This is a genomic window from Desulfovibrio piger (assembly GCF_951793255.1).
Lineage (GTDB): Bacteria > Desulfobacterota > Desulfovibrionia > Desulfovibrionales > Desulfovibrionaceae > Desulfovibrio.
The window spans coordinates 20591-43963 of sequence record NZ_OX636706.1 but is presented as its reverse complement, the minus strand read 5'-3'; the positions used below and the strand labels follow the sequence as shown (position 1 = coordinate 43963).

The following is a 23373-nucleotide window of genomic DNA, read 5'->3' as shown; positions in this document are numbered from 1 at the left end:
GTCTATTGCCGCACCTGCCCCTGACCGAAGACCACGAACTTGGTGGTGGTCAGTTCCTGCACGCCCATGGGGCCATAGGCATGGAGCTTGGAGGTGGAGATGCCGATCTCCGCACCAAGGCCCAGCTGGCCGCCATCGTTGAAGCGGGTGGAGGCATTGACCGCCACCATGGAGGCATCGGCCTCACGCAAAAAGCGCATGGCGTGCTCGTGATCGTTGGTGCAGATGATCTCCGTGTGGTTGGAACCGTAGCGGGCGATGTGTGCCAGGGCCGCATCCATGTCGTCCACCACGCGGACGGCCAGGATCAGGGCGTGGAATTCCTGTCCCAGATCGTCGGGGCTCTGGGCCTTGGCCGTGGGGCCCAGCAGCGGCAGGGAAGCGGGGCAGGCGCGGAACTCCACACCGGCCTCGCCCAGACGCCGGCCCACTCGGGGCAGGAAGGCCGCGGCGCAGTCCTTGTGCACCAGCAGGCACTCCAGGGCGTTGCAGACGCCGGGACGCTGCACCTTGCCGTTGAAAACGATGTCCAGGGCCTTGTCCAGGTCCGCATCCGCGTCCACGAAGGCATGGCAGACGCCCTTGTAATGCTTGAGCACCGGCATGGTGGCGGCTTCGGTCACGGCACGCACCAGACCTTCGCCACCGCGCGGGATCATGACGTCGATATACTGGTCGAGCTTGCACAGCTCGGTGACCGCGGCGTGATCCGTGATCGTCACCAGCTGGGCCGCATCGGCGGGCAGACCGGCTTCTTCCAGGGCCTGGCGCAGCAGGGCGGCCAGAGCGGTGTTGGAGTGCAGGGCCTCGCTGCCGCCGCGCAGGATCACGGCATTGCCCGCCTTCAGGCAGAGGATGGCCGCGTCGATGGTCACGTTGGGGCGGGCCTCGTAGATCATGGCGATGACGCCCAGCGGCACGCGCATGCGGCCCACCAGCAGGCCGTTGGGGCGCTGCCACTGGCTGTCCATGGCGCCTACGGGGTCGGGCAGACCGGCCACATGCAGGCAGGCGGCGCGCATGTCGGCCAGTACGGCGGGATGCAGGGTCAGGCGGTCCATGCGGGGGGCGTCCAGGCCCCGGGCGCGGGCCGCGTCCAGATCCTGCGCGTTGGCGGTGCGCAGCTCGGCTTCCCGCTCTTCGAGCAGGGCGGCCAGACGGGTGAGGGCGGCGTTCTTGGCCGCGGGGCTGGCCTTGGCCAGCAGGCGGGCGGCTTCCTTGGCCTTTTGGCCGAGCAGGGTCATTTCTTGTGCCAAAGTCATACGGGCTCCTTGGGTTGGCTCGTCTCTCTATACGCTGCCGCAGGAACGAGGGCAAGGGGACGGCCCCCTGTACGGGATGCCGCTGTACGCCCGGATATCCTTCTTTTTTTGGGGGGAAAGGCGCCGGTGCGGAAGGCGGATATGCCTCCGGTTTCCGGCCAACGCCCTCCCGGGAAGAGGAGCGTCCGGCTTTGGGATTCCCTACTGCCGGCAGGGGTTTTTCTTTGACAGAAGGCCGCTCCCTATCCTACATAAATAGACCGCACCGTGACAGCTCCGGCGACCGCGGGCGAAGCTTTTGCAAGGAGCACTGAAAGAAATGAATCCTGTCAGACCTCAGAATACCCCTGAATCTCCTACCCTGCTCAATGACCTCAAGGCTGAGGTGAGCGCGGAAAGCGCACCGCTGCTGCAGTTCATCGTGCGCAACAGCGGGCTGATCGTGGGCGTGGTGGTCGTCCTTCTGGTGGCCCTGGTAGGCACCGCCGTGTGGCGCTGGCATCAGGGCGGCCTGCAGGCCGAGGCCCAGACCGAACTGGCGCGTATCGGCATCACCATGAAGGGCGGGGATCGCCTCAAGGCGCTGGACGACCTGGCAGCCAAAGCTCCCGAGAACATGCGTTACAGCATCTATCTGATGCAGGCCGAGTTCGCCATGCAGGATCAGGATTACAGCCGTGCCGAACAGGCCTATGCCACGGCGGCCAAGCTGGACGCCGACGGTGCCATGGGCCTGATGGCCGCTCTGGGCCAGGCCGGCGCGCTGATCAAGCTGGATCGTCCCGCTGATGCCGTGACCCTGCTGCAGGGCCTGGAGAGCCGCGCCACCGAGGACGGCCGTGCCACCCTGCGCATGCTGCTGGGCGAAGCCGCCGAAGCGGCGGGCAAGACCGATGTGGCCGTTGCCGCCTATGAAGCCCTGGCCGCCTCGCAGCCTGGTCTGGACGGTGAGTTTTACCGCTCGCGCGCGGAAGCGCTGGGCGGTGGCAAGACCGCGCCCGTGAAGGACGGCGCGGAGAACAAGTAGTAAGAACGTTGGCGGCCCCTCTGCCGACGCGCACGGGCCGGGAGGACACATGAGCAAACATCCTCTGCTGCACGGGGCGCGTGGCGAGCGCCACGTTTTGCTGGGCAATGAAGCCATCGTACGCGGCGCGCTTGAAGCCGGCGTGAACATGGTCACCTGCTATCCTGGCACGCCTTCTTCCGAAGTGCCGGATACCTTTTACAAACTGGGGGGCGAGGGCCGCTACAAGATCGAGTACGCGGTCAACGAGAAGGTCGCCTTCGAAGTGGCCGCCGGTGCGGCCCTGGGCGGTGCCCAGGCCCTGGTGACCATGAAGCACGTGGGCCTCAACGTGGCGGCCGACCCGCTGTTCACCTCGGTCTACACCGGCCTGCCCGGCGGTCTGGTGGTGCTCTCCGCCGATGACCCCGGCTGCCACTCCAGCCAGAACGAGCAGGACAACCGCTACTATGCGCGCTTTGCCTCCCTGCCCTGTTTCGAGCCTGTGTCCGCCCAGGAAGCCAAGGACATGACCCGCGAGGCCTTCCGCCTGGCCCGCGAGCTCCAGCAGCCCGTGCTGCTGCGTACCACCACCCGCGTCAGCCATATGCGCGGCAATGTGGAATTCGACGATCTGCCGGCGGGTCCCGCGCCCATCGTGGACTTCCAGCGCAATCCCGGCCGCTTCGTGCCCGTGCCCGCCGTGGCCCGTGGCCGTCACCGCTCCCTGCTGGAGATCATGGAAAAGGCCCGCGCCTTTGCCGAGTCCAGCCGCTTCAGCCGTGAATACGGCCCCGAAGGCTGCCGTCTGGGCATCATCGCCAGCGGTGTGGCCCGCAACTATCTGGCCGACGCCCTGGCCTCCGGCGGCTGGGAAGAGCGCGTGCGCGTGCTCGAGCTGGGCATGACCTGGCCCCTGCCCGAAGGCCGTATCGAAGCCTTCCTGCAGTCCTGCGACCGCGTGCTGGTGCTGGAAGAAGGCGAGCCTCTGCTGGAAGGCAGCGTGCGCGCCCTGGCCCAGAAGTGCGGCTGCAAGGCCCGCATCGAAGGCAAGGACGAGACCCTCACCGCGCTGGGCGAATACTCCACCACCCTGGTCCTGCGCCGCGTGGCCGATTATCTGGACTGCCCCTGCCCGGTCAAGGCCTCTTCGCCCGTGGTCCGCGAGCTGCCCGTGCGTCCGCCGAACCTTTGCGCCGGCTGCTCCCACCGCGCCGTCTACTACGCCGTCCGCCACACCTTTGGCGACGACGCCTACTATTCCAGCGACATCGGCTGCTACACCCTGGGCATGCTGCCGCCCCTGCGCATGGCCGACTTCCTGGTCTGCATGGGCTCCTCCGTGTCCGCCGGCAGCGGTTTTGCCCGGGCTTCCGGCAAGCCGGTGGTGGCCTTCATCGGTGACTCCACCTTCTTCCATTCCGGCATGACCGGCCTGGCCAACGCCGTGTTCAACAAGCACGACATCCTGGTGGTCATCCTCGACAACGGCACCACCGCCATGACCGGCCACCAGCCCAATCCCGGCATGCTGCAGGACATCCTCGGTGAAGAGGCCATGCATCTGGATATCGAATCCGTGGTGCGCGGCCTGGGCGTCACCGAATGTGTGAAGGTCCGTTCCTACAACCTCAAGGCCCTGCATTCGGCCCTGGAAGACATGCGCGACAAGAAGGGCGTGCGCGTCATCATCGCGGAAGAACCCTGCGTGCTCTATGCCCGCCGCCGCCTCAAGAAGGCCGCCGCCCAGGTGGCCTATGTGGCCGAGCAGGGCGCCGATGCCCAGCGCTGTCTGGAAGAACTGGCCTGCCCCGCTTTCTATCGCAATGGCGAGGACGTGGCTGTGGATGAAAATCTCTGCACCGGCTGCATGGTCTGTCTGCAGGTGGCCCCCAAGGCCTTCAAGGCCAGAAAGCGCGCCTAGGTGAGGTGTATTATGCAACATAGCGACAAACAAAAGCGTCTTCGTATCTTCTTCACCGGCGTGGGCGGACAGGGCACACTGACCGCCACCACCCTGCTGGCCCGCACCGCTCTGGATGCCGGGCAGGAAGTGGTGGCCGGCGAAGTCCACGGCATGGCCCAGCGCGGCGGTGTGGTGGAATCCGTGCTGCTGCTGGGCGGCTGGCGTTCGCCCAAGCTGGATCTTGGCGAGGCCGACATCCTGCTGGGCTTCGAGCCCCTGGAGACCCTGCGCGGTCTGCCGTACCTGCGCCCCGGCGGCGTCATCTTCTCCAGCCGTGATCCCATGCCGCCCCTGAGCGTGTCGCTGGGCATGGCTGCATATCCTTCCATGGAAGAGATCGAGCAGAAGTCCCGTGCCGTTGCCAGCCAGTGCCATTTCCTGGCCTGCCGCGAGCTGGGCATCCAGGCCGGTGCCGCCCAGGCGGGCAATACCGTGCTGCTGGCCGCTGTCTGTGCCTCGGGTCTGCTGCCCTTCGGTATCGACGCCCTCAAGGCCGCCATCGAAAAATACCTGCCCGCCAAGCTGCAGGCCTCCAACCTCAAGGCTTTGGAACTCGGTCAGGCCGCCCTGCATATGTAACAGCAGCATGGCCGTGTTGTTTTGCTGAGGGGCGGGGGACCCCCGCATCTCCGCTGTCGATGCCCGTAGATTCCTTCGTCGCAACGGGCACGGCCCAAGGGGCCGCCATCCGGTCGCTGCCAGCGCGAGAGGTGTTCCCCCGCCCCTCAAATTCCCCACCCCCTCCCCAGCGCGCTTCAGCGGGGAGGGGGATTTTTTATGGTGATGGCTCTGGATGCTGCGAACTTTTTTATCCGGGGGATCTTGGGCCTGTTAGGTTGGCACAGCAGCAATGCGGCCGTTGCTGATACCGTGGCAGCTTCCCGGAGAGATTTTCCAAAGTACAAAAGGCCGTTGCCGACCAAATGCCTTTCTGGTCCGGATTGCGATCCCTTTCTTGTAAGGCAGGAAAGGGCGACACGGATATTCGTAAAAAGGCACAAAACTGTGTGGAAGGCGCGGTAGAAGAGGCTATGGAGGAAAGAGTCTTTCAGAGCCAGAGCAGGAACCAGGTGGTATTCGTACGAATAAGGAAAGGCGCTGTCCGCGTATGCGGGCAGCGCCTTTTGTTGCCTTGCAGATAAGCTTCCCTGCCTGTTGGCGCAGCTTTTTAAGCAAAACGCGCTGGGGGAAGGGAGGGGAGTTTGAGGGGAGGGGAACCCCCTCTCGCGTTAGCAGAGGGGGTTCCCCTCCCCTCATGAAAAAGGAAACTAGCGGTTGCCGAAGCCGGGGATGCTGTAGCGCTTTTCCAGCCAGCGCAGGCACCAGGTGGCCAGGGAGACCAGGATGAGGTAGTAGAGGCCCACGGCCAGGAAGACTTCCGTATTGCGGAAGGTGTCCGAGGCCAGCACCTTGGCTTCGCTCATGAGCTCGTTACAGGTCACGAGCATGGCAAGGGAACTGTACTTGATGAGGTAGATGATCTCGTTGCCGCAGCCGGGCAGGGCACGCCGGGCTGCCTGGGGGATGACGATCCAGAACACGGTCTGGAAGGTGGTCATGCCCAGGGCCTGGGCCGCCTTGATCTGGCCCTGACGGATGGAGAGCAGGGCCCCGCGGATATACTCCGAATGATAGGCGGCGCTGCAAAGGATGAAGCTCAGCAGGGCGGCGCCGTAGGGCTCGAAATAGATGCCCATCTTGGGCAGGGCATAATAGATCATCATCAGCTGCACGGCCAGCGGCACGCCGCGGATGATGGCGGTGTACCAGTTGCCCAGCCGGCTGCTCCAGGGGCCGCCGAAGGCCCGCAGACATCCCAGTGCCACGCCGCCCACGAAGCCCAGGATACTGGCCGGGACGATGAGGGCGATGGACACTTTCAGGCCCTGATTGAGGGCCGGGATGACGTCCTGGGTGAAAAAGGGGATGTCGATGACCACGCTAGGCTCCCATATCCAGCAGGTGCGCGCAGAAGTCGCGGGTACGGGTATTGCTGCCTTCGGCCAGCAGGGTCTCGGGCGCACCCTGTTCGATGATGACACCGCGCTCCATGAACAGGATCTCGTGGGCCAGGGCACGGGCGAAGTCCATCTGGTGGGTGGCCATGATCATGGTCATGCCGCCCTTGGAAAGGTCACGGATGACGGAGAGCACTTCGCCCACCAGTTCCGGGTCCAGGGCGGAGGTAGGCTCGTCCAGCAGGATGACCTTGGGGTCCATGGCCAGGGCGCGGGCCATGGCCACGCGCTGCTTCTGGCCGCCGGAAAGCTGGGCGGGGTAGAGCAGGGCACGGCGGGCAAGGCCCACGCGGGCCAGCTCGTCCATGGCGCGTTCACGGGCGGCCGCGGCGGACATGCCGCGCACCTTGCGCAGGGCGATGGCCACGTTCTCTTCGGCGGTCAGGTGGTCGAACAGGTTGAAGTCCTGGAAGATCATGCCCACCTGGGCCCGGAAGGCGCAGAGCTTGGACTTGTTGGAAAAGTCGAGCTTTTCGCCTTCAAGGATGATCTCGCCCTTGTCCGGGGGGATGAGGCAGTTGATGCACTGCAAGAGCGTGCTCTTGCCCGCACCGGAAGGACCGATGAGGACCTTGAGCTCGCCGCGTTTCATGTTCAGGGAGCAATTGTCCAGGATGGACTTGCCGCCCAGGCTTTTGCTGATGCCTTTTACCTGCAAGACAACTTCGTTCATGCGTTCTTTACCCCATGCTGCGTGTTTTTGGCCATGCTGCCCACCGTGCCGGCGGAGTAGCCGGGGATCTGGACCTTGTTTTCCAGGCGGCGCAAGAGCTTGAGCACGATCAGCGTCAAAACGAAATAGATGACCCCCGCCAGGGCGAAAAATGCCAGATGTTCATGCGTACGCTGGGCCACGGCATTGACGCGGGCCATGATCTCCATGGTGCCCAGCAGGTAACAGACGGCGGAGTCTTTGAGGAGGATGGAAAATTCGTTGGCCCAGCCCGGGATGGAAAGGCGCAGGGCCTGCGGCAGGATGATGCAGGTGATGGCGGTCAGGTCGCGCATGCCCAGGGCGCGTGCGGCCTTGAGCTGTCCCTGGGGCAGGCTCTCGATGGCGCCCCGGAAGATCTGGGACTGATAGGCCGTGCTGATGCAGCCCATGACGAGGCAGGAGAGCAGGAAGGGCTCGAGAATCCAGCCCATGGAAAGGAAAAGCCCCTGGGAAAGGAAGAGCAGCACCAGGATGGGGACGCCGCGGAAAAACCAGACATACAGTCCCACCAGACGGCGGGCCAGGGCGTTACCGTACACCTGCAGCACGGCCATGGGGACGCCCAGTACCAGCCCCATGCCCAGCGCCAGGGCCACCGAGCCCACGGTCACCAGCGTGCCTCCCATGATGAAGGGGAAGGCATCCACGATGGTATCGCCTACGATGGGGCGCAGGACGACGGCCAGGCAGAGCCAGGCCTGCATGAGGATATCCCGCAGGAAATCCAGGATCGCGCTGAAGGGAAAGATATCGGACATGAGAAAAACGGGCTGTATGGACATGGCGAACCGCCGCGACAAGGGCGGCGGTTCACCTTGGAAAAGCGGCACGGGCCGCTGTATCAGTCAGTAAGAGATTACTTGCTCAGGTACTTGGCCTGCAGTTCCTTCCAGTAGGGATCGGCCTGCAGCTTGCGGAAACCTTCGTCGATGAGGGCGCGCAGTTCCTTGTCGCCCTTGCGGATGGCCACGCCGAACTGGTCGGGTTCGCCGTGCACACCGGCCTTCTTCACGGCCTTGCCGCGGGCGATGGCGTCACCGGCGGGCAGGGAGTCCATGAGGGCGGCTTCGATACGGCCGTTGACCAGGTCTTCCACGGCCAGCGGACAGGATTCATAGAAGCGCAGCTCAAAGGGATAGCCCTTTTCCTTCTGTTCCTGCTTGATGGCTTCAGCTTCGGAGGTGCCGCGCTGCACGCCCAGCTTGATGGGCTTGGACAGGATGTCGGCAGGGGTCAGCTTGGAGTCGGCAGGCACCAGGAACACGCGGGAGACTTCCCAGTAAGGATCGGAAAAGTCCACCACCTTGCGGCGCTTTTCAGTGATGCTCATGCCGGAAGCGATCATGTCGATCTGCTTGTTGGCAAGGGCCAGCACGATACCGTCCCAGGCCACAGGCTTGTGGACGACCTTGAAGCCCATGGTCTTGGCGATCCAGTTCATGGCATCCACGTCAAAACCGGCAGGCTGGCCGGTCTTTTCATCGACATAGGCAAAAGGCGGATAGTTGGAGTCGATGCCGTTGACGTAGGTCTTTTGGGCAAAGGCCGGCACAGAGGCCAGCAGGCCGAACAGCAGGGCGCAAACAAAAAGTTTTTTCATGGTGCTTCCCTTGTAAAATGTGAGGGCCGGGTATAACCTGATGCCGTATCGCGCGGCAACAAAATTTTTTAGCAAAAGCCGCGCACGGGCGCAAGTGAGAAGGCGTCACAAAGCCGCTCTCCTGCCCGTCCCCGCCTTTTTTCTTCCTTACCGGAGACCGGAATCAAGATGGAATTTTCCCGTCTAGCTCAGCGCATGCTGCAGAGTCTGGGGGTGCCGCCCCGCGTCATCCTGCTGGTGTGTTGCGACTTCCTGACGCTTTTTGCCTGTACGTTTTTTGTTTTGTGCCTGCGCGCCCTGTGGGGCGATCTTAACATCACCAGCTATGACTGGATGCTTTCCATGCTCCTGCTGGCGCCGTTCATGGGGCTGGCCCTGGGCCTTTACGGGGTCATCTCGCTGCCTGCCTATGTGGAAAGCCGCAAACTCTGCGCGCTGAGCACACTGACCTTCGGCCTCATCCTTGCGCTGTTGTTCGCGGGCAAGGCCAGTGTGGCCTATTCGCGTATCGTGCTCGTGGGGGCCTGGCTGCTGAGCATCTTCCTTTTGCCGGTGACACGGCGCTTCTGCCGTCACTATTTCGGCAAGTTCCGCTGGTGGGGGACCCCTCTGGTGATCCTTGATCGCAGCAATACGGGCCGTGAGCTGTGGCATTATCTCAAACGCCACCCCTGGCTGGGCCTTTCGCCGGTAGACATCTTCACTCTGCCCCCGGACATGGAAGAAGCCAGACGCCAGCTGAAGGACGCGGAGCGTCGCCATCCCGGGGCCATCGCCCTGATGCTGCAGCCTTCCGATGCCCATACGGCCCGCTTCGTCCATGAAGCCAGCCGCTATTTCGTCAAGATCCTGGTGGTGCCCGCCCAGAGCAGCGGCGTCCGGCAGCACTGGTTCCATGCCTGCGACCTGGGGACCATGACGGGCTTCATGCTCATGCAGAATTTGCGCCGTCGCTGGCGGCAGCGCCTCAAGAGAGCCCTGGACCTCGTGCTTTGTCTGCCCGTGGTCGTGTTGTGTTCTGTGCCCGGCCTGCTGCTGTGCCTGCTGATCCGTCTGGACAGTCGCGGGCCGGTGTTCTACCGGCAGCGTCGTCTGGGCAAGGACGGCAAGGCCTTTGACGTGTTCAAGTTCCGCACCATGCGCCAGGATGCGGACGAGGTGCTGGCCCGCTATCTGGAGGAAAATCCCGATCTGCGCGACGAGTGGGAAAAGGACCGCAAATTGAAGCATGACCCCCGTATCACCCGCGTGGGCCGCTTCCTGCGCAAGAGCAGCCTGGATGAACTGCCCCAGCTGATCAATGTGGTGCGGGGCGAGATGAGCCTGGTGGGGCCGCGTCCCATCGTGGAGGCCGAGATCGCCAAATACGGCGAAGTCTACGCGGATTACTGCCGGGTGCGCCCGGGCATCACGGGCCTGTGGCAGGTCTCCGGACGAAACAATACGACCTACGAGGAACGGGTCAGCCTGGACCGCTATTATGTGACCAACTGGTGCATCTGGATGGATCTCTGGATCCTGGCCCGTACCTTCCCCGTGGTGCTCACCGGCTACGGCGCATACTAGCGGGGCCTGCAGGAGCCACGAGTCCGGAAGCAGATAGTGCTCCGCCGGAGCAGCGGAAACATCGCTTCTTTGTAAAAGAGCGGGGCTGGACAGTATCTGTCCGGATACAAGCGCGTCGCCTATGCCTGTATGGAACGAGGACAGCCCCGAAAAGGCTCGCGAGACAAAAGAAAAGGACAGCCATGAAGGCTGTCCTTTTTTCTTTACGGACTGTTTTGTCCTTTACATGCGGGCCATGGCCGCTTCCACCTCATGGCGGAAGCCGGTCAGGAAATTCTCGGTAGAGAACTTTTCCGCATGCGCGTGCAGGTGTCGGGGATCGAAATCCCCTTCGCACTGCTCGAAGCGCTGCAGGGCCTCGGCCAGGCTCTCCGGGGTCTGCTCGCTGAAGAGCAGACCGGTCTCGCCGTCCACCACGGTCTCGGTGGCGCCACCGCGTCCGTAAGCGATGACGGGGACCCCGGCCGACATGGCTTCCACCGGGATGATGCCGAAGTCTTCCTCGCCGGGGAAGAGCAGGGCCCGGCTGCGGGCCATGAGCTCGCGCACGGCGACATCGTCCTGGCGGCCCACAAAGCGCACGCTGGGGCCTGCCTTGGCCTTGAGCTGCTGCATCATCTCGCCGTCACCGGCCACCACCAGCGGACGGCCAAGGCGGGTACAGACCTCTACGGCCAGATCAACGCGCTTGTACGAAGCCAGACGGCCGAAGCAGAGGTAGTGCTCCCCGCCCGGTTCCGCGCGGGGCGTGAAGGCGTTGGTGTCCACCGGCGGATGGACCACGGCGGCCTCGCGGCGCCAGTACTTGCGGATGCGCCGGGCCACATGGCGGGAGTTGGCCACGAAGTGGTCCACCCGCTGGGCGCTGAGGCAGTCCCACTGCCGCAGGGAGGGCAGCAGCAGGCGCATGGCCAGACGGGAGAGCCGCCCCGTGCTCCGCATGTAGGCCGGCCAGTTGTCCCACAGATAGCGCATGGGCGTGTGGCAGTAGCAGACGTGCAGGCAGTCGGGCCGGGTGATGACCCCCTTGGCGGGCCCGGACTCGCTGGAGATGACCAGATCGTAGTCCGTCAGGTCCAGCTGCTCCAGGGCATGCGGCATGAGGGGCAGGTACTTTTTATACAGCCTGCGGCTGGCGGGCAGGCTGTTGATGAAGGTGGTGCTGATCTTGTGCCGGCGGAATTCGGGCAGGAGCTTTTCCCTGTCCACCACATGGGTGAAGATGTCCGCCTGCGGATAGAGACGGCACAGGGCCTCCAGCACCTTTTCGCCGCCGGCCATGTTGACCAGCCAGTAATGCACCAGAGCGACTTTCATGCTAGGCCTTGGGGCGGTCGCCGATGGCGGCAGTGATCTGGGCCTCGGCGGCCAGTTTGCCGTCCACATACGCGCGGGCGTCCATCTTGCAGAGCTTGAGCTTCATGCGGATATTGTCGCAGTGCAGTTCCAGACGGTCGCCGGGCACCACCTGGCGACGGAATTTGACGCCGTCCAGGCCGGTGAAGAAGAAGAGCTTGTCCGACAGGTCGCCTTCCATGCCGGAGACCGCCAGCAGGGCGCCGGTCTGGGCCAGGGCTTCAAGGATGAGCACGCCGGGCATGATGGGCGCACCGGGGAAATGGCCCTGGAAGAAGGGCTCGTTGATGGTCACGTTCTTGTAGGCCTTGATATGGGAGCCAGGCACGCATTCCAGCACGCGGTCCACCAGCAGGAAAGGATAGCGGTGGGGCAGGATGGAGAGGATGCGCTGGATGTCCATGGTGATAGGCGTAGCGTCCGACATGGAAAACTCCTTTGATGGGTATGATGGCGCAGTTTAGCCCGATGCCTGGCGCAAGACAAGGCGGCCTGCTGCCGGCAGGCGGGCAAAAAAAAGCCCCCTGCGGACAGGGGGCTCGAGATTCGGCTGTGGGGGGCGCTTACTTGCTGCCCTTGGCCTTGTCTTCCTTGTGGAGACGGTTGACTTCGGCCAGCACGTCCTGGGTCAGGTCCATGGTCTGGTCGGCGTAGAGGACGCCACCGGCGGTGATGTCCACCACGAAGTTGAAGCCCTTCTTCTGGGCCACGTTGTAGGTGGCGTTGAAGACCATGGTGACCATATCCTGGCGCAGCTTCACTTCGTCCTGTTCCACCTTGCGCAGGAAGTTGCGGGTCTTCTGGTCCAGTTCCTGCTTCTTGCGGATGAAGGCCAGCTTCTTTTCATCAGAGGCCTTGGGGCCCTTCAGTTCCTCGGCAGACTTTTTCAGGGCTTCGCCCTGCTTTTCCAGAGCGGCACGCTCTTTGCCGTACTTGCTTTCCATCTGCTTTTTGGCGGCCTGGGCAGGTTCGCTCTGGGTGGCGACAGCCTGCATGTCCACGACGCCGATCTTGGCGGCAGCAGGTTCAGCGGCATTGGCGGCAACGGCCCCCGCCATCATCAGGCAGACCGCAAGGGTCAGATACATCAGTTTGCGCATGGAAAAAACTCCCTTTGATCGAATGCTCCGCGGATCGAGGATGCCGCCAGGCAGTGATTGTGTAGATTTTCTGGTAGCAAGAGGGAAACCTCTTGTTTACCGTTCATCACATAGCACCAGAGGCAGGGGGCGTCAAGGAATTCTGGGCCGTGCGGTTCTGCCGCACGCGGTCGCTGTAGCTCAGGATGCCCTCGGCCAGACCTTCGGCCAGGATCATGCGGTAGCGGGCGTCGAGCAGGTTGCGGGCCTCATGCGGATTGGAGCAGTAGCCCACTTCCACCAGGACGCAGGGCATGCGCGCACCCAGCAGGACGATGAAGGGGGCCGCCCGGGTGCCGTTGTCGCGCACGGTATAGTCGCGGCGCTTCAAACGGGCCAGAGACTGCTTCTGGATGTCGGTGGCCAGCCGGCGGCTCTCGTACTGGCGGGCCGTGAGCATGCCGTCGGACAGGATCTTCTGGACCTCGCCCAGGTTCCTGTCGTTGCGGGCGTTTTCCTGGCTGGCCACACGCACGGCCCGGGGATCGCGGGAGATGTCCAGATAATAGGTCTCGAAGCCGTTGATGCCGCGGTCCTCATGGGCGTTGACGTGGATGGAGACGAACAGGTCCGCGCCTGCCTGGTTGGCTTTGCCGGTGCGGTCCCGCAGGCTCACGGCCACGTCCTTGCGCCGGCTGTAGATGACCTCCAGGCCGTTGTCCTCCAGCAGGCGGCCCAGACGCAGGGCGATGTCCAGCGTGATGTTGCGCTCGATCACGTCATTGTGGATGGTGCCCGGATCACGTCCGCCGTGCCCGGCGTCGATGAACACGCGCTGCACGGAAAGGCCCGGCTGCCCGGCCACCACATTGTTGACCCGGACGGCCTTGCCCTTGCCGGCGGAGGCATCCGCCAGACGGCTGTCCGCAGCGGCGGGGGCCATCTGCTGCCGCATGGCCGTGGCCTGGGGGCGCATGTCGCCACGGGGATATTCCTTCTCCAGACGGGCCAGCAGGCGCACGGCTTCGGTGCGGTCTTTCAGTTCCTCGGCACTGATCTGCGCGGCCTGCAGCAGGGCATCGTCAGCCAGGGCGCTGCCGGGGAATTCTTCCGGCACACGCAGCAGCAGGGTACGGGCCGTGCGGTAGTCGGCGGCAAGGTGGGAACAGTCGGCCAGGGAACGGGCGCTGACGCCGGCACGGAACAGGGCCGCCGCGCTGACCGTGGCATTGGGACGGCTCTGGTAGACCTGCATGAAATCGCCCTGCAGGTTTTCCCAGGGTTCGCGCCAGCAGGAACGACGCTTGTCGGCACGCAGGAGCTCCATGGTCTTCTTGGCATTCTCATAACGCTGCAGGGCCTGGCGGGCATCGTCTGCCGGAGGGGTGTCGGATATCTGACGGGCAGGCTGCACGGCAGGCTGCGGGGCATCCTTGCCCGGGGCCAGTTCCTGCCGCAGGCGGCGGGCTTCGGCGTACATGTCGCCGCGCGGATAATCCCGGCAGAGCGTATCCAGCAGCTTCAGCGCGCCCCGGGTGTCCTTGAGCCTGTCGGCCCGGATACGGGCGGCACGCAGCAGGGCATCATCGGCCAGGCGGCTGCTCTCGTGCTGCCGGGCCACTTCCTCGAAAGTCCCGGCGGCCTTGCGGGCGTCGGAGATGGCGAAGGAGCGGCGGGAAAGCTCTTCGTAGCATTCCGCGGCCTTGAAGAGGGCGGCAGGACGGTTGGCCCAGGTGGTGGCGTTCTGATGGATGGCATGGAAGGACGCGGCCACTTCTTCCCAGGGGGCACGCTGCATGCCGCGCTTGTTGTCCTGGCGCAAGGCATCCATGTCGTCCTTGGCGGCTTCATAGCGCTGCGCGGGGGACAGTGTGGCGCCATGGCTGATGGTATGGCAGAAGGCCGCCAGGAGGGAAAAGGCCAGGATGAATCCCAGAGGAGGCAGGATACGGGCCATCATGCCGGGGGACTGGGGACGGGGAGCGGGGGGGACTTTTTTCCTGGCCATGACACAGAACTCGCTGGATAGTGGCTGCTCCCGGGAGGGGAACTTTGCCGTAGCCTGTCCTTTGCAGGTTGCGTGCCATGAAGATGTTTTTATTAAAAAGCTTGTGTTTTCAGGATGCTACAAGGGCTCCGTGTAGGCCCCTCCAAGGGAGTGTCTGTTTTCCGACATAAAAAAAAGCTCCCCGAAGGGAGCTTTTTTGACGCGAAGGAGATCAGCCCGGCCTAGAAGAACTGGCCCATGCTGAATTCCAGACGGCCCTGCTCACGCTCGCCGTCGTAGTCCTTGGACAGGGGATAGCCATAGGCCAGGCGCAGGTCGCCCATGGGCGAACGCCAGCGCAGTTCCAGACCGGCGGAGTAGACGATCTTGTCGTTGAAGTCGTCGGCCATGGTCTTGTGGTCAATGTTGAAACCGGCATCGAAGAAGGGCACCAGGGCCAGGCCCATGTCCTTCTGGAAGGTCCAGATGTATTCCACGTTCAGCACGCCCATGCGGTCACCACCGATCTGGTCGCCGCCGTACTTGTCGTCGCGGGGCGAAAGGTCGGAGTAGGAGTAACCGCGCACGGTATCCATGCCGCCCAGCCAGAAGCGTTCGAACACGGGCACACGGCTGCTGGTGTTCTGGAACACCCCGCCCACGCGGGCGCGCAGGTGGAAGGTGTTTTCGGGATTGATGGACCAGAAGCCCTGCCAGTCGGCCACGGCCTTGATGAAGTTGTCGGTACCGCCCAGGCCGCCGCCGCCGTATTCGGCCCACAGACGGGCGATGGTGCCCTTGGTGGGACGGGCGCGGTCGTCGGTGGTATCGCGCAGGATGCGGGCGGAGATGGCGCTGGTCCAGTTGGTGCCCTTGTAGTCGGAGATGTAGGGCGAAGCATCGGCATCCACGTTATAGAGGTCGTAGCGTTCCAGGCGGTAGCCGATACCCACGGACGTATATTCACCGATGGGATAGCCAAAGCGGATGGTGTCACCGATGGTTTCCTTGGTGAAGTCGTCCCAGTAGTCGTAGATGTAGTAGATGTCGTTGCCGAAGGACAGGTCGGTATCGTAGACGCGCGGGTTGGTGAAGGAGAACACGCCCGACGTGCGGCGCCAGGAGAAGAAGCCCTGCAGCTGCACCTGATAGCCGCGGCCGAAGAGGTTGCGCTCCATGATGGAGGCCGTCACGCCCACGTCATAATAGGTGGAGTAGCCGATACCGCCCATGAGGGCGCCGGTGTTGTCTTCCTTGACCTTGATCTTGAGGTCCACTTCGTCAGGACGATCGGTGGGGATCAGTTCGCTGTCGATGGCGGAGAAGTAGCGCAGACGGTTCAGGCGTTCGGCGGAACGGCGCATCTTTTCGCCTTCGTACTGGTCGCCGTCGCCCAGGCGCATCTCGCGCAGGATGACGTTGTCACGGGTCTTGGTGTTGCCGTCGACCATCAGGCGGCGGATGAAGACCTTTTCCTTCTTGTTGACCATGTAGCCCACGTCCACCATGGGCTCGTCGCCTTCCACCTTCATGACGCGGGTGTCCACCTCGGCAAAGGCGTAACCGCGGTCGGTGTAGAAGTTGGTCAGGCGCTTGCTGTCTTCCTGCATGACGGTGATGGAGAAGTAGTCGTTGTCCTTCTTCCATTCGTCCATCTCGACCACGTCCAGCATGGCCTGTTCTTCGTCGATGATGTCACCGCCGAACTTGATGTCATGGATCTTGTAGCGGGGGCCTTCATGGACCTTGAAGGTCACATAGATGCCGTCTTCCTTGTACTGTACGTCGGGAGCGGCCACCTGGATGTCCACGAAACCCTGGTTCAGGCCGTAGGCGGCGATGGCGTTGGTATCACGCTCCAGGTGTTCTTCCTTGAGCACGCCGGTGCCCGTGAACCAGGAGAAGATGTTGCGGGGCTTGAGGGCCAGGTACTTGTCCATGTCGCCCTTGTCCAGCTGCTCCAGGCCCTCGATCTTGACTTCCTTGATGTAGAGCTTGTTGCCTTCTTCCACCTGGATGACCAGCACGGCGCCGCGGCCGCCGGAGCGGCTGTCCAGACGGTAGCTGGAACGGGCCAGGTAGTAGCCTTCCTTGCGGTAGAGTTCGTTGATCTTCTGCAGGTCGTCGGCGATGAGCTGTTCGTTGAGCACGTTGCCGGACTTGGTGCCCATGGCGGCGATCACGTCCTCGGCATCGATCTCGTGGGAACCTTCCACGATGATGTTCTCGATGCGGGGCTTTTCCGCCACGGTGAAGACCAGCACGTTGCCTTCCATGTGGGCCTGGACGTCACTGAAGTAGCCCAGTTCCCAGATGCGCTTGACTTCTTCGTTGATGTCGTTGGCGGAGGGGGTATCGCCCTTGCGGATGGAGAGGCGCATGAGGACCACTTCGGGGTCCATGACCTGCAGGCCGCGCACCTGCACGTCGGCCAGAGCACCCTTGGCGGTGCCCATGGGCACGAAGTCGGCGCGGCCGATGGGATCGTTGGGTTCGGTGCGGGGAGCGCTGCTGGCAGCAGGGGCGGCGGCAGCGGCACCGGCCAGCATGCCGGAAGCCTGACCGGCCATGGCGGCGGCGCATTCATTGAGGCTCAGCAGGGAGGGGCGATCGAAGTTGGCAGGCTTGGCCTGGCCTTCGTTCACCGGCACCAGCAGGGACTGCAGGGCAAAGCCTTCGCCGTTCTGCTTGAAGCTGCCGAACAGCACCAGGTCGGCGCCCGCTTTTTTGCCCAGCTCGCGGGCAGCGGCCATGTCGATGCTGCCGCCGCGGGAGGACAGCAGGCTGCGGGCCTTGTCCATGGGGATGACGGACAGACCGCGCTGCTGCATCTCCGTACCGATGATCTGCGGCACGTCCCGGGCCGCATTGGGCATCTCAGGGCCGGCAGTGACCTGGAAGGGCAACACCAGCACCGTGTTTCCCGCAGCCTGCAGCGGGGCGGCTTCCCACAGGCAGGCCAGCAGGGCGAAACAGAACAGGCCCAGCCAATTACGCAAATGTTTTTTCATACAGAGTCCCCGCTCTCAGTTCCAGACTACGATTCATGGTGGCGGCCAGCTCGCGGTTGTGGGTGACAATCACGAGGGTCATGCCCAGTTCGCGATTCAGTTCGCGCATCAGGGTGCTGACCTGCTCACCAGTATTTTCGTCAAGGTTGCCCGTGGGTTCGTCAGCCAGCAGCACCCGGGGGCGCAGCAAAACGGCGCGAGCGATGGCTACCCGCTGCCGCTCCCCGCCGGACAGGGTGGAGACCTTGCTCTCCACACGGTGGGCAAGACCTACGCGTTCCAGCATGGTACGGGCATCGGGCAGCACATCGGCACGACAGGCACCGCCTATCAGGGCCGGCATGGCCACGTTTTCCAGGGCCGAGAATTCCGGCAGGAGATGATGGAACTGAAACACGAAGCCCAGCGTCCTGTTACGGAAGCGGGCCTTTTCGTCAGGCCTCATCTCGGACATGTCCCGGCCGTCAAAAAAGATTTTTCCACTGCTTGGAGTATCAAGAGCCCCCATAAGATGCAAGAGGGTACTCTTGCCGGAGCCGGAGGTCCCCACGATGGCCAGGGACTCTCCTTCTTCCACGGAAAGGTTGATATCCTTGAATATCTCGAGGTTCTCCGGGCCGGAGAACCGCTTGCCCACATGTTCGAATTTGTAGAGCTCGGCCATGATCACTCGTAGCGCAGGGCTTCCGCGGGCTCAAGGCGTGCGGCCTGCCGCGCCGGGTACAGGGTTGCCAGGAAACAGAGCAGCATGGCGCTGGCCCCGATGATGAGCATGTCCTGCCAGGTGATGATGATGGGCAGGTGATCCAGGGTGTAGACGTTCTCGGGCAGCTTGATGAAGCGGTAACGCTTCAGCGCCCAGCCCAGGCTCAGGCCCATGCCGTAACCCAGCAGGGTGCCCACGAAACCGATGATGGTGCCCTGGAGCATGAAGATGCGGCGGATCATGGAACGGGTGGCGCCCATGGACATGAGGATGGCGATGTCGCGGGTCTTCTCCATGACCAGCATGACCAGGGAGGTCACGATGGAGAAGGAGCCGATGAGCACCACCATGGTCAGCAGGATGAACATGCCGATCTTTTCCAGCTTGAGGGCCGCGAAAAGGTTGGCGTTCATCTCCATCCAGTGGCGCACATAGAAGGGGGAGCCCAGAGTGTCCTGCACGCTCTGGGCGATGACGTCGGCCTTGTAGACGTCGTCCACCATGATCTCGATGCCGGTGAGGAAGCCGTCGGGCAGGCCGAGGATGTCGCGCGCAGCCTTGAGGTCCACGAAGGCCAGGGTGGCATCGTATTCGAACATGCCGGTCTTGAAGATGCCCACCACCTCGAAGGGGCGGATGCGCGGCGAATAGCCGGTGGCGCCCTTTTCCCCGGAGGGGGAGAGCAGGTTGACGCGGCTGCCCAGGCCGATGCCCAGACGCTTGGCCAGCTCCTCGCCGATGACGATGCCCGGCGTGCCCTCGCGTTTCAGATCGGTCACGGAGCCGCGACGGATCTCGCGCAGCATGCTCAGGACCTTGGGCGCGCTTTCGGGATCGATGCCGCGCAGCACCAGGCCTTTGACGCCGCCGGCGGCGGAGAGCATGACTTCCGTATAGATGAAGGGCGTGGCGCCGCGCACATGCTCCACGGCCTCCACGCGCCGCACCAGGTCGGGATGCTGCTGGAAGGCCGCGGGCACGTAAGACATGACGATGCCGTGGGCATTGGCGCCGATGATCTTGTCACGCATGTCGGTGGTCAGGCCGTTGTAGACGCCCAGGACCACCACCAGGGCGCCGACGCCGAGGGCGACGCCCAGGATGGACATGATGGAGATGATGTAGATGAAGGTCTGTTTGCGGCGCGAGAACAGATATCTCAGCGCCACAAACAGCTCAAAGGGCATGCGCATGCTTGTTTAGAACTCCGGACGCAGCAGCGGGAAGAGGATGACTTCGCGGATGGAGGCGGAGTCCGTCAGCAGCATGACGAGGCGGTCGATACCGATGCCTTCGCCGGCCGCCGGGGGCATGCCGTATTCCAGGGCGCGCAGGAAGTCCTCGTCCATGGCGTGGGCTTCGTCGTCGCCGGCCTCCTTCTCGCGCACCTGCTCTTCGAAGCGCAGACGCTGGTCCACGGGGTCGTTGAGCTCGGAGAAGGCGTTGGCCAGTTCACGACCGGTGATGAACAGTTCGAAACGGTCCGTCAGGTCGGGGTGCTCGTTGTTACGGCGCGACAGGGGCGAGATCTCGGTGGGGTAGTGGTAGATGAAGTGGGGCTGGATCAGCTTCTCTTCCACATCCAGATCAAAGAGCTTGGCGTGCAGCTTGGGCAGGCTCTCGCTGTCGGTGGCCTTTTCGCCGCGGCTGCGGATGTAGTCGCGCACCTTGTTGTAGTCGTTGTAGAATTCGGGGCTGTGGCCGCCGATCTTGGTCAGCGATTCGTAGAAGGACATGCGGGTCCACTTGCCGGGGGTGAGGTCGATCTCCTGGCCCTGGTAGGTGATGACCGTGCCGCCGCAGACCTTGTTGGCCAGACGGGCGAAGAGCTCTTCGGTCAGGTCCATGAGGTCGTGGAAGTTGGCGTAGGCCCAGTAGAATTCACAGGAGGTGAATTCCGGGTTGTGGCGGGTGTCGATGCCTTCGTTACGGAAGTTGCGGTTGAGCTCGAAGACCTTTTCGAAGCCGCCCACCAGCAGACGCTTGAGGTACAGCTCGGGCGCGATGCGCATGTAGAGCTTGAGGTCCAGGGCGTTGTGGTAGGTCTCGAAGGGGCGGGCGGCGGCGCCACCGGCCACGGCCTGCATCATGGGAGTCTCCACTTCCATGAAGCCGCGCTCTTCGAGGAAGCGGCGGAACTCGCTCACGATCATGCTGCGCTTGCGGAAGATCTCGCGGGCGCGCTCGGTGACGATGAGGTCCACATAGCGCTGGCGGTAGCGGGTCTCCATGTCCTTGAGGCCGTGATACTTTTCCGGCAGGGGACGCATGGAGCGCGTGATGAGCTTGAGGTTGCGACAGGAGATGGTCAGCTCGCCCGTCTTGGTATGGAAAAGATGGCCGGACACGCCGACGATGTCGCCCACGTCCAGCTTCTTCACTACATTATAAATCTCTTCGGGCAGTTCCTCGCGGCTGGCGTAGCACTGGATGCGGCCGCTCTCGTCCATGATGTGGAAGAAGGCCACCTTGCCGAAGGAACGCAGCGAGACGATGCGGCCGGCGATGGCGAACACATCCCCCTTGGCTTCCAGCTCTTCGGCGCTCAGGCTGCCGAAATTGTCCAGCACCCAGCTGACGGCATGTTCCTTGCGGAAATCATTGGGGAACAGCGGCACACCGGCGTCCAGCAGGTCACAGGCTTTGACGACGCGGTTTTTGATGACTTCGTTGAGCATGTCGCGCTCGGCAAAGCCCTCAAGCATGGGCATGAAATAGGCGGCGTGCTGCGACTTGGTATTCAGCTTGATCTTTTGCTTCTTAGGACTCTTTTCCCGGTTTTCCACTGCAAACTCCTGCTTCGGGCATGGCCCGGCCCCCTTTCGGGCTCAACGGTTGAATGGCTAGAGGTATGCCATTCAGGCCCCGTCGTCAAGGTTCGGGGCCGGGGGACCTCTGCGGCCCAAGGGTGCCTTTCGGCCAGGAAAATGATAAAGTAGTCATACTTGAATTTCATTGAAGCATAGTTTACCGTTTTCAAAACGTAACCCCGCAAGGACCAAACATGAAAAAATTGACCATCTCCTTTCTCGGCCGGGACTGTCCCGGCATCGTTTCCGCGGTAAGCCAGATCCTCGGGCAGACCGGCTGCAATATTATCGAGGTCACCCAGACCATCCTTTGCGGTGAGTTCGCGGCCATCTTTATCGTCCAGGCCCCTGAAAACGTGACGGAAGAATCCCTGCACACCCAGCTGGCCCTGGGCCTGGTGGATGCCAAGCTCGACCTTTCCGTGCTGGTGCGCCCGGCCGTGGAAGGCCGCTGGGAAGACTCCGTGGTCAGCCAGCCCTTCGTGGTCACGGTGGACGGCCCCGACCGCCCCGGCCTCATCGCTGCCATGAGCCGCGTCTTTGCCCGTCACGGCGTCAACATCGACAGCCTCAAGGCCGTTCTGGGCCAGGATCACAGCAATCACGCCCTGTTCGTGTTCGAGGTCAAGGTCCCCGAAAATGCGGACCTCGGCCGTCTGCGTCGCGAGCTGGCCAGCGAAGGCCAGGCCCAGGGCCTGCGCGTCAGCGTGCAGCACCGCGACATCTTCGAAGCCGTCCATCGTATCGGCTCCTTCTAGGATCCCGTCCGTCCCGGGAGCGCGGCAGGACCGCCTCCGCAAGTATCATAAGGAATATCCATGCTTTCTGAACGCGAAGTTATCAATACGCTCAACATGCTCCGCAACGAGCATCTGGACGTGCGCACCGTGACCCTGGGCGTGAGCCTGTTCGACTGTGTCAGCCACGACATCGACCTCTTCACCGGCAACGTCAAAGCCAAGCTGCACCGCTATGCCTCCCAGCTGGTCAACGTCTGCAACGAAGTGGGCGACAAGTACGGCATCCCGGTGGTCAACAAACGTATCAGCGTCAGCCCCATCGCCGTGGTGGGGGCCCCCTTTGGCCCCGACGGCATGGTGCGCGTCTGTCAGGCCCTGGACGAAGCGGCCAAGGAAGCCGGCGTCGACTTCCTGGGCGGTTTCTCCGCCCTGGTGGAAAAAGGTTTCGCCAACGGTGACCGCGCCCTCATCGAGGCCCTGCCCGAAGCCCTGGCCACCACGGACCGCATCTGCTCCTCCATCAACGTGGCCTCTTCCCGCTCCGGCATCAACATGGATGCCGTGGCCCTGATGGGCGAACAGATCCTCAAGGTGGCCCAGGCCACGGCCGACCGCGGCGGCCTTGGCTGCGCCAAGCTGGTGGTCTTCGCCAACATCCCGCAGGACGTGCCCTTCATGGCCGGTGCCTACCTGGGCGTGGGCGAGCCCGACGTGGTCATCAACGTGGGCGTCTCCGGCCCCGGCGTGGTCAAGAAGGCCATCGACCGCGCCCTGGAGCACAGCCGTAACGGCGGCAAGCCCATGACCCTGCTGGATGTGGCCGAAGTCATCAAGCGCACGGCCTACAAGGTGACCCGCGTGGGCGAGATGATCGGTAACGAAGTGGCCCAGCGTCTGGGCCTGCCCTTCGGCGTGGCCGACCTTTCCCTGGCCCCCACCCCGGCCGTGGGCGACAGCGTGGGCGAGATCTTCCAGAGCGTGGGCCTGTCCAGCATCGGTGCGCCCGGCACCACGGCCGTGCTGGCCATGCTCAACGATGCCGTGAAGAAGGGCGGCGCCTTCGCCTCCTCTTCGGTGGGCGGCCTGTCCGGCGCCTTCATCCCCGTTTCCGAAGACTCCAGCATCGAGGCGGCCGCCACCTCCGGCCTGCTGAGCCTGGAAAAGCTGGAAGCCATGACCAGCGTCTGCTCCGTGGGCCTGGACATGATCGCCATTCCCGGCGACACCCCGGCCAGCACCATTTCCGGCCTCATCGCCGACGAAATGGCCATCGGCATGATCAACCACAAGACCACGGCCGTGCGCGTCATCCCCGTGCCCGGCAAGGGCGTGGGCGAAGAAGTGAGCTTCGGCGGCCTGCTGGGCAAGGCGGCCATCATCCCCGTGCCCAAGGGCGATGCCAGCGCCTTCATCGGTCTGGGCGGCCGCATCCCGGCTCCCATCCACAGCCTGAAGAACTAGCCGGCTGACAACAACAATAAGAAAAGGACGGGATATTTTCCCGTCCTTTTTGTTTTGGGGAAGAAGGCATCCGCCTTTCCTCAACGTTCG

At 63.4% G+C, this 23373-nt stretch carries 19 protein-coding genes; 6 read left to right on the top strand and 13 right to left on the bottom strand.

What is annotated here, in order from left to right; genetic code table 11:
* Positions 1-2: 2 nt before the first annotated feature.
* On the bottom strand, positions 3-1262 hold the full coding sequence (locus Q4I12_RS00230; RefSeq protein ID WP_302259907.1) for a glutamate-5-semialdehyde dehydrogenase: 1260 nt from the start codon (positions 1260-1262) through the stop codon (positions 3-5).
* A 319-nt stretch (positions 1263-1581) separates the two neighbouring features.
* Here Q4I12_RS00230 and Q4I12_RS00225 point away from each other — a divergent pair, with 319 nt between their 5' ends.
* Genes Q4I12_RS00225 through Q4I12_RS00215 form a run of 3 tightly spaced genes read left to right on the top strand, consistent with a single transcriptional unit; the run spans position 1582 to position 4813 of the window.
* Positions 1582-2289, top strand: a complete 708-nt coding sequence (locus Q4I12_RS00225) for a tetratricopeptide repeat protein (RefSeq protein ID WP_168935979.1) — start codon at positions 1582-1584, stop codon at positions 2287-2289.
* A gap of 49 nt (positions 2290-2338) precedes the next feature.
* Positions 2339-4192 carry an indolepyruvate ferredoxin oxidoreductase subunit alpha gene (iorA, locus tag Q4I12_RS00220; protein ID WP_302259904.1) on the top strand — a complete coding sequence of 618 codons (1854 nt, stop codon included), beginning with the start codon at positions 2339-2341 and terminating at the stop codon, positions 4190-4192.
* 12 nt (positions 4193-4204) lie between these two features.
* Positions 4205-4813, top strand: a complete 609-nt coding sequence (locus Q4I12_RS00215; protein ID WP_168935977.1) for an indolepyruvate oxidoreductase subunit beta — start codon at positions 4205-4207, stop codon at positions 4811-4813.
* A gap of 689 nt (positions 4814-5502) precedes the next feature.
* On the opposite strand, the gene Q4I12_RS00210 is transcribed toward Q4I12_RS00215, so the two are convergent.
* The 4 genes from Q4I12_RS00210 to Q4I12_RS00195 form a co-directional block, all read right to left on the bottom strand.
* Positions 5503-6174 (bottom strand): amino acid ABC transporter permease, encoded by a 672-nt coding sequence (locus tag Q4I12_RS00210; RefSeq protein ID WP_006008344.1) that lies wholly within the window; start codon positions 6172-6174, stop codon positions 5503-5505.
* Between the two features lies 1 nt (position 6175).
* The gene (locus tag Q4I12_RS00205; RefSeq protein ID WP_006008345.1) at positions 6176-6925 is read right to left on the bottom strand and encodes an amino acid ABC transporter ATP-binding protein; all 750 of its coding nucleotides are present in this window, start codon (positions 6923-6925) and stop codon (positions 6176-6178) included.
* Positions 6922-7593 carry an amino acid ABC transporter permease gene (locus Q4I12_RS00200; protein ID WP_412389819.1) on the bottom strand — a complete coding sequence of 224 codons (672 nt, stop codon included), beginning with the start codon at positions 7591-7593 and terminating at the stop codon, positions 6922-6924. Before Q4I12_RS00200 ends, Q4I12_RS00205 begins: the two co-directional genes overlap by 4 nt.
* Positions 7594-7823: 230 nt before the next feature.
* Positions 7824-8567: an ABC transporter substrate-binding protein gene (locus Q4I12_RS00195; RefSeq protein ID WP_006008347.1), complete on the bottom strand. Its 744-nt coding sequence runs from the start codon at positions 8565-8567 to the stop codon at positions 7824-7826.
* A 168-nt stretch (positions 8568-8735) separates the two neighbouring features.
* On the opposite strand from Q4I12_RS00195, the gene wbaP reads away from it, so the two are divergent.
* Positions 8736-10133: an undecaprenyl-phosphate galactose phosphotransferase WbaP gene (wbaP, locus tag Q4I12_RS00190; protein ID WP_302259899.1), complete on the top strand. Its 1398-nt coding sequence runs from the start codon at positions 8736-8738 to the stop codon at positions 10131-10133.
* A 222-nt stretch (positions 10134-10355) separates the two neighbouring features.
* On the opposite strand, the gene Q4I12_RS00185 is transcribed toward wbaP, so the two are convergent.
* The 8 genes from Q4I12_RS00185 to lysS all read right to left on the bottom strand — a co-directional run bounded on the left by Q4I12_RS00185 (position 10356) and on the right by lysS (position 20983).
* Positions 10356-11450: a glycosyltransferase gene (locus Q4I12_RS00185; RefSeq protein WP_302259897.1), complete on the bottom strand. Its 1095-nt coding sequence runs from the start codon at positions 11448-11450 to the stop codon at positions 10356-10358.
* Between the two features lies 1 nt (position 11451).
* The gene (gene fabZ / locus Q4I12_RS00180) at positions 11452-11916 is read right to left on the bottom strand and encodes a 3-hydroxyacyl-ACP dehydratase FabZ (RefSeq protein WP_006008351.1); all 465 of its coding nucleotides are present in this window, start codon (positions 11914-11916) and stop codon (positions 11452-11454) included.
* Positions 11917-12052: 136 nt separating this feature from the next.
* Entirely contained in the window at positions 12053-12589 is a 537-nt protein-coding gene (locus Q4I12_RS00175; RefSeq protein WP_168935974.1) for an OmpH/Skp family outer membrane protein, read from the bottom strand.
* Between the two features lie 106 nt (positions 12590-12695).
* On the bottom strand, positions 12696-14576 hold the full coding sequence (locus Q4I12_RS00170; protein ID WP_302259895.1) for an N-acetylmuramoyl-L-alanine amidase: 1881 nt from the start codon (positions 14574-14576) through the stop codon (positions 12696-12698).
* A 221-nt stretch (positions 14577-14797) separates the two neighbouring features.
* The gene (bamA, locus tag Q4I12_RS00165; protein ID WP_302259893.1) at positions 14798-17566 is read right to left on the bottom strand and encodes an outer membrane protein assembly factor BamA; all 2769 of its coding nucleotides are present in this window, start codon (positions 17564-17566) and stop codon (positions 14798-14800) included.
* Complete coding sequence (locus Q4I12_RS00160) at positions 17547-18230, bottom strand: ABC transporter ATP-binding protein (protein WP_168935972.1); 684 nt, start codon at positions 18228-18230, stop codon at positions 17547-17549. Before Q4I12_RS00160 ends, bamA begins: the two co-directional genes overlap by 20 nt.
* Before the next feature lie 2 nt (positions 18231-18232).
* Positions 18233-19459, bottom strand: coding sequence for a lipoprotein-releasing ABC transporter permease subunit (locus Q4I12_RS00155; protein WP_302259890.1), 1227 nt, complete (start codon positions 19457-19459; stop codon positions 18233-18235).
* A 12-nt stretch (positions 19460-19471) separates the two neighbouring features.
* Positions 19472-20983 carry a lysine--tRNA ligase gene (gene lysS, locus Q4I12_RS00150; protein ID WP_418237119.1) on the bottom strand — a complete coding sequence of 504 codons (1512 nt, stop codon included), beginning with the start codon at positions 20981-20983 and terminating at the stop codon, positions 19472-19474.
* Positions 20984-21276: 293 nt separating this feature from the next.
* Here lysS and Q4I12_RS00145 point away from each other — a divergent pair, with 293 nt between their 5' ends.
* On the top strand, positions 21277-21840 hold the full coding sequence (locus Q4I12_RS00145) for a glycine cleavage system transcriptional repressor (RefSeq protein ID WP_006008363.1): 564 nt from the start codon (positions 21277-21279) through the stop codon (positions 21838-21840).
* Between the two features lie 60 nt (positions 21841-21900).
* Positions 21901-23283, top strand: a complete 1383-nt coding sequence (locus Q4I12_RS00140) for a PFL family protein (protein WP_006008366.1) — start codon at positions 21901-21903, stop codon at positions 23281-23283.
* Positions 23284-23373 lie beyond the last annotated feature (90 nt).